The sequence below is a fragment of the Deltaproteobacteria bacterium genome, from assembly GCA_018668695.1.
GTDB lineage: Bacteria > Myxococcota > XYA12-FULL-58-9 > XYA12-FULL-58-9 > JABJBS01 > JABJBS01.
Window position 1 is genome coordinate 1 of record JABJBS010000282.1, and the last position, 13,272, is coordinate 13,272.

General features: G+C 51.2%; 14 protein-coding genes. 5 read left to right on the top strand and 9 right to left on the bottom strand.

Going from position 1 to position 13,272, the window contains the following annotated elements:
* The 6 genes from HOK28_15010 to HOK28_15035 form a co-directional block, all read right to left on the bottom strand.
* A partial coding sequence (locus HOK28_15010) for a hypothetical protein (protein MBT6434406.1) occupies positions 1-369 on the bottom strand: 369 nt, incomplete at its 3' end.
* Positions 370-466: 97 nt separating this feature from the next.
* Positions 467-1,219: a patatin gene (locus HOK28_15015; protein MBT6434407.1), complete on the bottom strand. Its 753-nt coding sequence runs from the start codon at positions 1,217-1,219 to the stop codon at positions 467-469.
* A 12-nt stretch (positions 1,220-1,231) separates the two neighbouring features.
* Positions 1,232-1,990 carry an SDR family oxidoreductase gene (locus HOK28_15020; protein MBT6434408.1) on the bottom strand — a complete coding sequence of 253 codons (759 nt, stop codon included), beginning with the start codon at positions 1,988-1,990 and terminating at the stop codon, positions 1,232-1,234.
* Entirely contained in the window at positions 1,987-2,751 is a 765-nt protein-coding gene (locus HOK28_15025) for a FolB domain-containing protein (GenBank protein MBT6434409.1), read from the bottom strand. Before HOK28_15025 ends, HOK28_15020 begins: the two co-directional genes overlap by 4 nt.
* Positions 2,748-3,470 carry an SDR family oxidoreductase gene (locus HOK28_15030; GenBank protein MBT6434410.1) on the bottom strand — a complete coding sequence of 241 codons (723 nt, stop codon included), beginning with the start codon at positions 3,468-3,470 and terminating at the stop codon, positions 2,748-2,750. The genes HOK28_15025 and HOK28_15030 overlap by 4 nt, the downstream gene beginning before the upstream one ends.
* Positions 3,471-3,475: 5 nt before the next feature.
* Positions 3,476-4,957 (bottom strand): aminopeptidase P family protein, encoded by a 1,482-nt coding sequence (locus HOK28_15035; GenBank protein ID MBT6434411.1) that lies wholly within the window; start codon positions 4,955-4,957, stop codon positions 3,476-3,478.
* 237 nt (positions 4,958-5,194) lie between these two features.
* Between HOK28_15035 and HOK28_15040 the strand changes: the two genes are divergently transcribed.
* Positions 5,195-6,463, top strand: a complete 1,269-nt coding sequence (locus tag HOK28_15040; protein ID MBT6434412.1) for a tetratricopeptide repeat protein — start codon at positions 5,195-5,197, stop codon at positions 6,461-6,463.
* On the top strand, positions 6,463-7,263 hold the full coding sequence (locus HOK28_15045) for a FecR domain-containing protein (GenBank protein ID MBT6434413.1): 801 nt from the start codon (positions 6,463-6,465) through the stop codon (positions 7,261-7,263). The genes HOK28_15040 and HOK28_15045 overlap by 1 nt, the downstream gene beginning before the upstream one ends.
* Here the strand turns inward: HOK28_15045 and HOK28_15050 are convergent.
* Positions 7,260-7,754: an FxsA family protein gene (locus tag HOK28_15050; protein MBT6434414.1), complete on the bottom strand. Its 495-nt coding sequence runs from the start codon at positions 7,752-7,754 to the stop codon at positions 7,260-7,262. The two genes, HOK28_15045 and HOK28_15050, sit on opposite strands and share 4 nt — an antisense overlap.
* A 97-nt stretch (positions 7,755-7,851) precedes the next feature.
* Here HOK28_15050 and HOK28_15055 point away from each other — a divergent pair, with 97 nt between their 5' ends.
* The gene (locus tag HOK28_15055) at positions 7,852-9,531 is read left to right on the top strand and encodes an amidase (protein ID MBT6434415.1); all 1,680 of its coding nucleotides are present in this window, start codon (positions 7,852-7,854) and stop codon (positions 9,529-9,531) included.
* Here HOK28_15055 and HOK28_15060 read toward each other — a convergent pair.
* On the bottom strand, positions 9,528-10,364 hold the full coding sequence (locus HOK28_15060; GenBank protein ID MBT6434416.1) for a bile acid:sodium symporter family protein: 837 nt from the start codon (positions 10,362-10,364) through the stop codon (positions 9,528-9,530). The two genes, HOK28_15055 and HOK28_15060, sit on opposite strands and share 4 nt — an antisense overlap.
* Before the next feature lie 201 nt (positions 10,365-10,565).
* On the opposite strand from HOK28_15060, the gene HOK28_15065 reads away from it, so the two are divergent.
* Both HOK28_15065 and HOK28_15070 read left to right on the top strand, forming a co-directional pair.
* On the top strand, positions 10,566-12,164 hold the full coding sequence (locus tag HOK28_15065; protein MBT6434417.1) for a hypothetical protein: 1,599 nt from the start codon (positions 10,566-10,568) through the stop codon (positions 12,162-12,164).
* Positions 12,161-12,634, top strand: coding sequence for a hypothetical protein (locus tag HOK28_15070; GenBank protein ID MBT6434418.1), 474 nt, complete (start codon positions 12,161-12,163; stop codon positions 12,632-12,634). Before HOK28_15065 ends, HOK28_15070 begins: the two co-directional genes overlap by 4 nt.
* Here the strand turns inward: HOK28_15070 and HOK28_15075 are convergent.
* A partial coding sequence (locus HOK28_15075) for a hypothetical protein (GenBank protein ID MBT6434419.1) occupies positions 12,635-13,272 on the bottom strand: 638 nt, incomplete at its 5' end.

A 13,272-nucleotide genomic window follows, 5' to 3' on the forward strand; every position in this document is an offset into this window, starting at 1 on the left:
CACAGCTTCTCGTACGACCTCATTCAAATCACGCTTTTGCTTACCGGCTTTTTTCTTCAAAGATTCAAGTTGGTCTGGGCGGAAGAAATACACGCCTCTTCGATACGTTCCGGTCGCAGCTCCGCCACCTGAAACAATCTCAACGTCTCCGGTAATCTTGTTCACTCGGTAGGTATCTTTAAGGCTGCCGCCCAACTCGTAACGCGTTCCCACAACATAGAGGCCCATCACCGAGCAAGCGAGTAAGAGATGACCTAAGTACCGTACGAAACCGGTCATATTCGGGGATGAAAATGAGAAACCAGAACCGGAGGATTCTTCTTCCTCAGCTCCCTCTTCTCCTTCTTCGAGCTCTTCTTCGTCGTCCATCGTCTTGCCTTTGTTTTCGAAACTCAAACGACGAGCTTATGCCGTTACAACGCTAATCATACCGTTGAACAGATCTTGGGCCAAAAAAGGCGCTAAATTAGAGGGAATTCAAAGGCTCGTTGAGCCAAAGGCGGGCTTCACGGTAGGCCAGCTCTAAGGCTTCAGGGCCTCTATCGAGATGAAATGGGCTAACCTTCGGGAGACTGCGAATACTCAAACACCGGTGACTCTCGACGCCAGGTTTCGCATCACGGTGGATGACGCCTGACCACGGACTTTTGGCTGGGAGATAGTGCATGATGGTCGACTCGCCTGGCATCAAAGCGCTCACCGCTGCTCGATCATAAAGGCCCCCATCTACGTACAGGTTTAAACCCATTCGTACGGGTCGAAACATCATGGGCACCGCGCAAGATGCCCGAATGGCAGATACGATATCCCCTCGGCGAAGCGCACGCGTCTCACGCCGCACCACCTCATAAACCACGGGTGAAAAAGAGATGGGACAATCTTGGAGATCATCAACATCCAAACCTGCAAGAAAACCACGCAATCTCTTGTCGAACTTACGACCCTTTAAAAAGCCGCCCATCGGAAGCCCTGGATCCCAAAAGTCCTCGCGGCGCAGCTCAATCAACTCTTTCTCGAGATCTTGCGCGGGCATACCTGCTGCCCACAACCCTCCGGCCAACGCACCTGCGCTCGCCCCAACCACACGGTGCGGGCGCAGATCTTCATCTTCTAAGGCTCTTAAAAAACCAGTGTGCGCAAAGAAGCCAAAGAAACCAGCTGACAACGCGAGCGTAAAAGGGCTTTCTCGAAGATGGTCGGCGCGAATTTTTTTAGCCATTTGTGCATCACCTTAAGATTGAATTGAGAGTCCACCATCGACTGTGACGATGCTGCCGGTGGCAAAAGTCCACTTGAGAATATCAATAGCGACCTCAGCCACTTCACGAGGCTGTGCAACCCGCCCGAGAAGATGAAGGCAAGCAAGCGCTTGAATCCGTTCTTCTTCCCCTAAGTCGTCTGGGCGCTCTGTGCTGCGAATCATCGGAGTATCGACCACACCTGGGTGAAGTAAGTTCACTCTCAGCCCCTCTTTTGCACCGGCTACCGCGGCGACCTTCACCACCGCCTCCAAGCCCGCCTTGGCTGCACTGTAGGCCGTGCTTGTGGCGATAGGATGCTCGCCAAGAGTGGAGCCAAGAATCACAGCACTCGCATTGGCATTCACAACCTTCAATGACTCTTCCAACAAAATAGTGGGGACCCGAAGATTCAAGTTCATTTGCCGAAGCCATGCAGCGTCATCAATCGCACCAAAGAGCTGGTGCTCAATCCCACCTGCCACCGCGAATAAACCAGTCACCTGGCCCATGCTATCGCAGGCAACGCGCATCAAACCGCGAGTAACCTCTAAATCAGATAAATCCGCTTGATAGGTCGTAAGCCGCTTGGGGTAATGCTTCGCAAGATTATGGAGTTTGTCGAGGTTACGACCAACACCAAATACCGTGGCCCCGCGTTCAAGTAAGATCTCGGTAATCATCTTACCGATACCTGAAGTTGCTCCCGTCACAACAATTTTCTGTTCTTTCCAAGGAGCAAAAGCGGTCATGTCACAGACTCCAAAGGATAATAGAATTCGGGAGCTGCCTCTTTTAAATCACCAAGAGGTTCGTCTACGGCCACTTCATCATCTGGAATGAAAGGCGGCTTGTCCACGCAGAGAATCGTCTGTTCCTGATCCGTTGGATTGTCGTACCGATGCGGGAAATTGAGAGGCCAACAATGTGCCCAGCCTGCTCCTACGGGTTTATTTTGCAGTAAGAGCCCGTCTCCCAGAACCAATTCATGCTCACACATCACTCGGTGTACATGGGTCTTAATCGCAGCTCCCGGAGCAATCCGTAATCGATAGATTCCGAAACCCTTACCTTCTGCAATGATGTCGACGCGCCCAAAATCTTGGGTCTCGACCTCAGGGCAATACTCTGAAGCTTCACGATAAACACGTACCGACGGCATCGCAATATCACCCAACGCGGCAGGCTTCGTGAGTTCTAAGGTCACGGCGTCCACACTGCAACGTTGTCCATCACCTGTTGGCTCGGCCAAAACATAAGCACAAATTGCCTCAGCGGCTTCCTCAAGAAGTTTAAAGCGGCATGCTTTGAGCAGGAATCTAATTTCACCGCACAGTCTTGCGTAATCAATGGATGCATCCAACGCACCCGTTCTACCCGCCCGACGTGTATCGAGATGAAGACTTAAATCGAGTTCTACCCACTGCTCCTTCTTACGTTCAGCAGGATAAATACCCACGATGCACTCGGCTCTAAATCCACGGAGCCTCACCGAATCTGCAGGATGCGTCATTGCGTATTTCTTCCTCCGTCGACCGCAAGACTTTGCCCGGTCACGTATGATCCCTCACTCACCAAATAACCGACTGCCTTTGCAATATCCTCAGGAGACCCTACACGGCCCATTGGGATATCTTTAAGAATGGCGTGCTTGGCATCGTCAGAAAATCCCGGAGGAAAAGCAACGGTCCCCGGCGCTACGCTGTTCACCCGTATTTCAGGTGCAAGCTCGATGGCCAAAACTCTGGTAAGCATCGCGAGGCCAGCTTTTGACGCAAAGTAGTGAGCGTACTCCGAGTCCGGCCAATCCAAACCACTGTCTGTAATATTGATGATTGAAGCACTGCTGCCCTTTTTAAGTAATGGGAGCAGACCTTGAGTAATGAAAAAGGGAGCTTCTAAATTGAGCGCCAACATTTTATCCCAAGCCGCATAATCAATTTGGTTTAAGGGCAACGACTCATAAATCGCTGCGTTGTTTACCAAAACATCGAGCGTCTTAATCTGCGAAAAAATATTATCTAGCCACTCAGTTCGGGAGACTCGGAGGCTCAAGTCAGCTGGCGCCACCAAAACCTCACTCCCTAAATCGCGGCATTCATCGGCGACAGCATCCAGGGCTTCGCGTGAACGATTGGCATGCAAGACCAGATCGAAACCTGCCTGCGCAAGACCAAGCGCCACTGCTCGGCCAACCCGAATCCCTGCTCCCGTAACCAGTGCGTAACCCATCAAGCTTACTCAGCCCAGAGTTCAGCCATCCAGGCTTCTACATCAGCGGAATCACGTGGAACGTCAGAGAGGACTTTGTGGCCCTTTGCGGTAACCAGTACGTCATCTTCAATTCGAACACCGATACCACGGTACTTTTTCGGTACTGTTAAATCATCGAGCTGAAAATAGAGACCTGGCTCAATCGTCAAAACCATACCGGCCTGAAGCGGACCATGACGATAAACTTCGTTTCGAGCATGCGCACAATCATGAACGTCCATCCCCAACATGTGGCTGGTTCCGTGCAATGTGTAGCGCTTGTAGAATTGATTCTCAGGCAATAGCGCTTCTTCAACCGGGCAAGGAAGCAAGCCAAGCTCGCCCAATCCTTCAGCCAAAACGCGCATTGCTGCTCGATGCGGCTCAAGGAAATCGTTTCCAGGTTGGACGGCTTCAATCGCAGCCACCTGAGCAGCACGAACCAAGTCATAAATTTCGCGCTGAGGCTTCGTAAATTTTCCGCTGGCAGGAATCGTACGGGTTATGTCTGCGGTGTAGAGATCTTCAAGCTCGATGCCTGCATCCAGAAGAACCAAATCATTTTTCTTGATGGCTCCGTCGTTGCGGCCCCAGTGTAAAATACATGCGTTGGCACCAGCAGCCGCAATCACGTTGTAACCAACATCGTTGCCTTCCAACCGAGCGCGCATATTGAAAACACCTTCAACTTCTCGCTCGTTTTTAGCTGTTTTCAAGCAGCGAGCAACATCGTCAAATCCGCGGCGCGTAACTTTACAAGCCTTCTTGAGAATCGCGATCTCGCCGGCATCTTTGTAAAGTCGCATCTCAGAAATAACCTGAGCGAGTTCCAAATCTTTCTTAGCCTGCTTAGGCAACACGCGGTCAACGTCTGCATCTACGCCTCGTAGAAGAACAAAATCATTTTTCTTTTTCTTCAGTGACGCCAGAAGCTCAGGAAGTTTAGCCAATGCTTCACAGCGATCGATGCCATACTTGTGCTGACTCTCTGGAACACCCAAACGCGGGCCTACCCAAAGCTCACCTTTGTGTCGGTCTGTGAAAAATGTTGGCTCAGAACGTCCCGGGTTAGGCTCGACAAAAAGCACATGCTCGTGGCCACCTTTCTTAGGAACCAGAACCAAAACACAATCCGCCTCATCATTGCCCGTGAGGTAATAAAATGAAGTGTCGGGACGAAAACGATAGTTGGTATCGTTGGCTCTAACCTTCTCGTGGCCAGTTGGAACAATCACGAATTGGTTCTTGAATGCCGCCGAAACGCCTTGCCGACGCTCCTTATGAGATGCCGCTGCTTTGATTGTTTTTGGGAGTACCTGCTTTGGCTCTTTCCAACCCTGAAGCATGAAATTCACGAACTTTGGAGGGTTTGGCTGATCATGCGATGCCGAGCCTTTAGGCTTAGCTTTCACTTTTGCTTTGCTGAGCGTTTTTTTCGGTGCTTTTTTTCCAGTGGTTGTCTTCATCGTCGCCTCGTGTGATCTGAACTTAAACTGCGTGTCATCGTCCGCTTTTTCAAGGCCCAACACCTTGAATCTCGCACTTGGTATCAAGTGCCCAAAGGCCCCGCAACCTCAGAAATCCTCTTTGTAGGCGGTTTCAATCTCTTCTCGGGCCGCTCGCGCAGCAAAAATCACTCCGCGGCCATAAAAACTCAAAACCTTCTTTGAATTCAGGTACCTAAAGAGGGTACAACATTAGTTATGTTGCTTCATACTCTTGTCCTTATCGGCACACTTACCGCTGGCGCCAGCTCAATGGACGAAGTGCGCATTTCTTTAGAGCGCGGACATGACGGTCATGCACGCGAACTCTTGACCGAGCGCCTTGCCAGCGATGCACGTGATATCGAGTCTCTACTCGCTTTAGCTCTCCTGGAAATGGAAAGTCAGGATTACCGGGCAGCCATCGGCTACTTCACCCAGTTACTAGAACTCGATCCCTATGATGACGACTCCAGACTAGAACTCGCCGAAGCTTATTGGCGCATAAAGGACAAAGACCAAGCACAACGCCAAGTCACCGAGCTTCTTACCCGTCACCCAGAATGGCCAAAAGCCCTCGAGCTTCAAAAAGCGGTCGAATCTGGCGCTGCCTTACCGGCACCTCCTACGCTTTGGAGCCCTCTCGTACGGGGTGATCTCTCCATTGGTTTTGACAGCAACCCTCGTCTCGACAACACCTTAGACAATACCACTCCGGGTCGTCTCTCCAGTGGGGGCACCAGTGCAGTCAGCGCGATCTCGCTCAGCGCCGGCGTTCAACACCTCGGCCGTTCGCGCCCGTTTAGCATTGTTGCGCATTTACGGACGCAGCAGAGCGTTGGGCAATTTGATAAATTTAAGGCGATCATGCCCACCACCGTCGGCTTAACCGGAATCGGCGGTATTTTTCTCGGCCCTGTTCGCTCAGAGCTTCACCTACAATACCAAGAGCTCTTCACCGATTTATTCTCGAATCACTACCAACGAAAAATTCGCGCCACTGCATCAGCCCAGTACCAGCTCTCACCATCGAATAGGTTACAGATTTCTGCTGGTTCGGATGTACGCCAAATCACAGATCAAGCAACGGACGTAACCGCCCGGCTGGCCATACGAGACAGTTTAACGATGGGAAGATTCACGCTCTCCATCGATGCAAGAGTTCGTTACAACCTCGCCGACTACGATAGTGCTGAAGTAGACCCCGCCACCTTAGAAGTGGGATTTATAGAGGCGAGTTCAGTACTCTACATAGAATACCGCTTTCAGGCCCCGTTTACTGTTTTCTCCCTGGCAGACTTCGCTATCCGCGATATCCCCAACGTCTTAGATGAATCAACATTCTTCGTTCAGGGAGGAATCACATGGAATTTACCGATTTGTGACCTCCACAGTGAATATGCATACACACGAAACCGTTCTAATATAGAGCAAAGAGATTACAACCGGCACCAGTTCACACTGGGCGTTCGTTTTTGGTACGACTAATGACTACATTAGCTTTATTTATTACCGCACTCTCTATGAGTGCTCCCGCTAACGCTATCGCCGTAGATGGAACCGTCACGTACGAAGTCGATGGTATGATTACCGTGGTCAAACGTTTCGACCAGATTCCCGAGAGAGCAACAGTCACCACGGGTGCCAATAGCTCGCTCAGCCTTCGCTTCAAGAGCGGCTCAATGATCAGGCTCGCAGGTAAAACTCAAATTGAAATCTCTGAATTGGTCCACGGGCAAACAGCCGGCCGGCGTAAAGAAAAAGTAAAACTCATCACCGGCAAAATGTGGGCTCGAATTATGAAACTGCTGGGACGAGACTCCCACTTTGAAATCACGACGCAACACGCAGCTGCCGGTGTTCGGGGTACAGCCTTTTGGACGGAAACATCCACCAAAAGCACAACATTCGTAATCGATCATGGGGCGATAGCTGTCACTCAAGCCAATGGCGGCGAACAATTGCTCAGTGGGCGCGGCGCATCCGCATCTTTAGGAAACGACGGAACCTCTACAACCCGGACGTTGCCCGCACAGGCTATCGCAAACCTACGGTATGCAATCAACGGGTCCGCATCGAGCATGGTACAAGGCTTCCGTGATATTCGAAGTGGTAGCTGGGTGGAGCAACGAGCCCGTGCGGCCAGCCGAAATTCACTCCAAAGCCCTGACCAGTTCACAGAAAGTGACCTAGAAAATCAGCGCTCCGGTGATACGCGCCGAGGCAACGTGATGGAAAGCCGAGCCATCGTCAACGTAGAACTAGAATTTCCGAACACTGAACGTTAGGCTGGCGGCTCTTCGTCCCAGGACTGGTCGTATATTTTCTCTTCCGAAGGATGATTGGGCTTTTCGCCCATTTGCGATGACATTGGACCAAATCCGTTGTGATGAAACGTGACCGAAGCATGTCCAGACTGCATCTTCTTTGCGATCCAGCCTGAAACCATGGCGAGCAAAAGCGGCCGAGTCAGTGGAAACAACAAAGAGAAGCCCAAAATATCTGTAAGAATCCCAGGGGTGAGTAACATCGCGCCACCCAAGAAAATCGCCAAGCCATCCAATAAAGCTTCCTGAGGCATCTCGCCTGCAGCCATCGCCTTATTCACTTTTTCAATGGTTCGCATACCCTCGCGGCGAGCAAGATTAGCTCCAACTATGCCCGTGCCTATAACCAAGGCAAGTGTTGGAAAAGCACCCATTCGTTCGCCCACCTGTAATAGGAGCCAAAGTTCAACAAGCGGTACGCCGACAAAGAGCAAAAATAGTATCGAAAACATGCATTCTTCCAATCACCGGTGGGCTATCACGGCTTAGATCACTTTGCCAACGTCCCTCTTCACGATATGAGTGCGAAGCAGCAGAAGGAGATATACCATGGCCTATGATCTAAAAGATGTGAAATTACCGATACTCTCGGGAGCACCACTCACGCTCACGACCAAACTTATCGAATTCACTGCCACAGGAAATCTTATCGCACCCAAGCTTATCAAAGATGCGGGAATACTCCTGCTTCGTGAAATTGAACTCGACGAGGTTCCAACCACCTTTCCGAGGCACCCTTCATCCCCCAATGCAGACGCGAAGGCGGTCGATCTCAGTAAGCTGCCTGAAAGCCAGCAGCCTGAGGGCGGCTTTCAATTCAACACCAGTGCAGATTTTTACAAGGCTTACCAAAACGGCGACACCACCCCGACTGAAGTGGCCCGGCGGGTTCTCGCAGCTATCGAAAAATCGAATCAAGCCAAGCCCGCTCTTCGGGCCGTGATTCAGATCAATCATCAAGACGTCGTTATGCAAGCAGAAGCCTCCACCGAACGCTGGAAAGCGGGCAAACCCCTAAGCCTGCTCGACGGGGTTCCAGTGAGTGTAAAAGCCGAGCTGGACCAAATTGGACATGGCACCACCGTGGGAACTTCCTTTCTCGGTAAGACCCCAGCCACCCAAGACGCCACACCAGTTGCACGACTTCGCGCGGCGGGGGCACTCCTGATTGGTAAAGCCAACATGCATGAAATCGGAATGGGCGTGACGGGCCTAAACCTGCATCATGGAGTACCTCGAAACCCCTACCACACCGGCTCTTACACCGGTGGTTCATCCAGTGGCTCAGCGGCCTCCGTGGCCGCAGGTTTCTGCCCGATATCCGTTGGTGCTGATGGTGGTGGCTCTATCCGAATCCCCGCTTCTTTTTGTGGAGGCGTTGGGCTCAAAGCAACCTATGGACGTGTAAGCGAACACGGCGCAGCACCATTATGCTGGTCGGTCGCACATGTGGGTCCCATTGCAGCGACGGTCTACGACACTGCACTTGCCTACGCTATTATGGCAGGTCCAGATGAACTCGATCCTATGACTCAAAGTCAGCCCGAAGTTGATCTTGAAGAAATAAACAACGGTGATTTAACTGGCATCCGAATAGGTATGTACCGCGCCTGGTTTGAACATGCCGACCGTGAATCGGTCGAAGCCTGTGACCGCGCCGTTGAGCTTCTAAAATCCCGCGGAGCCAGCGTTGTCCAAATTGAGATTCTTAACCTTGAAGCCATACGCGTGGCCCACTCCGTTACTATTGCAAGCGAAATGCGTTCAGCAATAACACCCTATTATCCGTCTCAAAAAGAGAAATTTGGTCTTGATGTTCGTATGAACATGGCTCTGGCTCAAAAGTTCACCAGCGCCGACTATGTTACAGCGCAGCGCGTTCGCACCCGAGCCCTTAACGACTTTAAGAAAATATTTGAGTCTGTTGATGTGGTGGTGAGCCCAACAACGGGATGCACTGCACCCAATATCCCGGCAGCGGCCCTTGAGAACGGTATCTCAGATGTAGGACAGCTTATGGACATCATGCGCTTTGCACCCCTCGGCAACCTACTTGGATTACCGGGCATCAGTGTACCCGCCGGTTACGATAGCCGCGATAAACCCATCGGCCTCCAAATTATGGGGCGCCCTTGGGAAGAGTCCACGCTTCTTAGATTGGCCCGTGTTGTTGAATCTGAAACCGTTCGCCAAAAACCCAGCTACTGGGTCGATGTTTTAAGGGGCTAGTTTGTCTCTTCCGAGACCAGCTGGGGGTTCGTGTTTAGACGATAAAATATCGCCACTAAAATCCACCCAACGCCAAACATCATAATGCTGTAAACCATCGGCGGGATAGCCATTCTAGAATTCTCTAAAAAGCTAAGCGAGATAACCATCGCCAAGGCACTGTTTTGCATGCCAACCTCGATACAAACCGAACTCATCTGTCGTATCGACAAACCCGCCGCCCGCGCCGAGAAGATTCCGTATGCATAACTCACCATGCACAAGAGTAAGGTCGCTCCTCCCGCTGTTGCCATCAGGTCGGCCAGGTTGTTGCGCTCTTTCCAGGTAATTCCCGCCATCACCACCGTTAGGAAAAAGACACCCAGAACGCCCACCCACTTATCTGCGCGGATTGCAAAATCTGGCCAGCGGCTGCGTACAACCATGCCCAGGGAAATAGGTACCACCGTGATCATAATCATTTTGAGCAGAGTCCCCCACAAAGGGAGCTGCACCTGATCTTGGTTACCCATAAAATAGATTAGCGTTACATTCACCAAAAGGGGGGTGGTCCAGGGAGTGATAAAACTTGTGACTGTGGTCAACGTGACTGAGAGAGCGGTATCGGCCTTCGCCAAATGACTCATCACATTGGACATCACTCCACCGGGGCAAAATGTGAGAATCATGAGCCCGACGGCAAGCTCTGGCTCCAAATCGAGAGCCGTAGCGACCAAAAACCCCAGGCACGGTAATGCCAGCAGTTGACCACTGATACCCACCAAGGCTGCTTTTGGATATTGAAATATTCGGGTAAAATCGGGAACCGTAAGGCCCAAGCCCATCCCAAACATGATCAACCCCAAGACCATTGGGGTAAAGAGTGTTATCGCGATATTGTCTTCCACACCTTGAGTTTCAAACAATTAGATTTGGAACACAAGTATTCTAACTGGCGTAAAATATGCGATACAGATTACGTGCGATGAATAAACATCAGTGCCCGTTCGTCTGAAAGGGCTCGCAACGGATCCTGGCCTCCGGAGATGAATCCTTTGAACAAATGGGTCCAATCAACTCTCTTTGGAATGCTGTGCTCACTGAGTTCAGCCTGCACGCACCATGTCGTGGCTCCACCGGTCCCTGCGCCTCAGATAGCCAAGAGCCAAGAGCTTGAGGGTCAAAGCTGGAAGCTTGCTTCCATTAAGTTTACGGGCCAAACCGGTAAAGACAGATTGAAAGATCTTAAGAAGCTGGAACATCGCTTTAAAGGCTACCTCCAGGCACACTTCGAACTGGGCCCCGAGTCTAAAGACTCTGACCTCACCTTTGAGTTAGCTCTTAACGTTCGGCGTAAACACTATCGAACCGTGGTCATGGATTTGGTCAATCTCCCATTTGCTCCCTTTCTTATCGGCGGATTCTTCAACCCAGAATGGGGATCGGTAAAGGTGGCAGGATCCCTCAGGGTTTATGACCGGGACAATGTTTTGCAAACCGAGCATATCGCGATGGCTGAGGAAGATTTCTCGATGTTTATATACAGCTGGTACCGCGCAGGGCCCATTGAAGATGCCCTGAAGCTCTCTTACGCTCAAATATTTAAGAATATGATGCTCGATATCAGTCGTAAAAAGCGTATTCATCATGCCGAGAGAACTCGCACTAAGCAGCTCAAAGCACCTGACGACCTCTTCATTGAAGAAGCCGCTCAAACAGATATTTTCCTCAAAGATCCAGCGGCAAGACCTCTTAGCTCTTACCCGCCGCCCCCTCTTCCTGCACAACCCACTGAGCTCACCCAATCAGCAACGCTTAAGGAAAAGGTTAAGAACGACAAAAACCGGTTTCGTATCATTTACGAACCAGAACCCATTGTTTACGAGAGCTTCCTCGTGAAAGGGCTTGCCGCCCTTGGCGGGGTTGAAGGTGCCTACTTCACTGGGCGGGCAACTGTCACCTCCAGTATCAAAGAGGAGGATGGAAACGACGTCGAAGTGGCCAATGGTAAAGCTCTTCATCAAGGCTACCGCGTGACCCTTTATGATGCTCCGAAAACCACAGGCTTCTACTGGTATCCGGTCGTCGGATTTCTCGACCAATCCATCGATATCACCGATTTTTATGAGAACGTTCCCCAAATCGGAACAGCCATCGGTACAGACATTGGTGCCGATTGCACACTGATAGAAAACGGCGTTGCTACACCCATTCCCTGTGGACTGCCCAACACTTACCGGCTCGAAATGCAGAGCATCGTCGCCGGTCTTAGAATGGGCTTCAGTGTTGTTGCTGGCACCCCCAACGTGCAACTCTTTTTCTCAGGAACCGCAGGAAGCAACATGATGGAGTGGCGCAGCATCGCGGCATCATTAGGAACGCTCAAGCAAGGTAAGCGCGAGAAATTCGAGTTTATTCAATCCGCAGCCTTGGGCAGCACCCTTGGGATTGTGTTTCCCAAACTCCACCTGTCCATGCGAGCCATGTTTAATTACGAAGTCTACCAATCATTTGAATTCGATAGTCCCATTGAGTTTATGGGGCCAACTGTTTGCGACATGACCATCAACCGGTGCGAACGTCAGCGTGCCTTCGTAGAATCCACAAGCCTATCGTCATGGACCATGCAATTTGCCGCAGGAGTCACGTTTTGAAATACCAAATATCAGGGCTAGCTGCCGCATTGTTCTGCCTCCTCACCACGGCATGCGGCGACCCGCGAGGTGAGGCTCTTATGTCGGCGCCCTACCAAGGGCCTATCCTGGTTTGGAATTTGAGCCAGTTTGAACTTCTTGAAATCTACACCCACTCAGATGGTGCGTTTAGTAATACGGGGCAGAATCAATTCTCCGAGCCACTCGCCGTCGATGCAACGGCCGTGATCACTTGGAGTGAAGGAAGTTACCTGAGCGTGATTCGAGAAAAGACACAAGGCGGGCTCTTGCAAGGTCTCACAACCCAGAGTCCTCCGTCGTTTAACTCGTCTTACAGTGTACTGATTGTCTTTGACGATGGTTTTAGAGCGCTTGTCAATGAGAGCGAAGCCGAAGCAACCCAGGGATTTCCTGGGTTTCCCACGGAGATTACCGAGTACGTTCCTCAAAATGGGCTTTATCCTCAGTAATCAAAGACCCTTCATTGCGGAATCGATTTTCGGACTTACCTTCATTGTAATCTTCTTCACCAACCGCCGCACGGCTTGGCGAGCAGCCTCAGCAAAGTTACGGCTGCCATCTTTTCGCGTTTCCGTAAAAGCGCCGATGACCTTCTTCGCCTGCACGTTGGTCACTTCAATTTCGATGACTGCCCGAGCAAAATGAATCTTCGAGGCTTTGCCGCTGCCCTTACCACCATCTTCAACAGTGATTTTCGCCTTGAGTAAGATGTCGAGGCTTGGATCGCTGCCATCTTCGAGGACGGTGTAGCCGCGCTTTTTCAAACCAGCAATCAAGGAGGTTCTAAACTCAGAATCGTGGGCCCCAGTGGCCATCACACCAACCTTCAACGCATCCAACGCAGCTTCAAAAGCAGCAACCACATCGGCGTGTGAATATTGGCCAGGAGCACCGATGCCGCGAAGATCGACGATGCGAAGTTCAGCATTCAGTGCCGCGCGCTCCACCAAGGTGCCTAAGGCTTTGGAGAGTTCGGCCACCCGTTGCGCTTTATCAACGCGAGCCGCATTTTTTAGGTGACGACCTGCTTTATCGTCTTTAAGAGCAATTTCTCCTTTAAGGATGGTGCTCGCCTTTGCACGCTCTA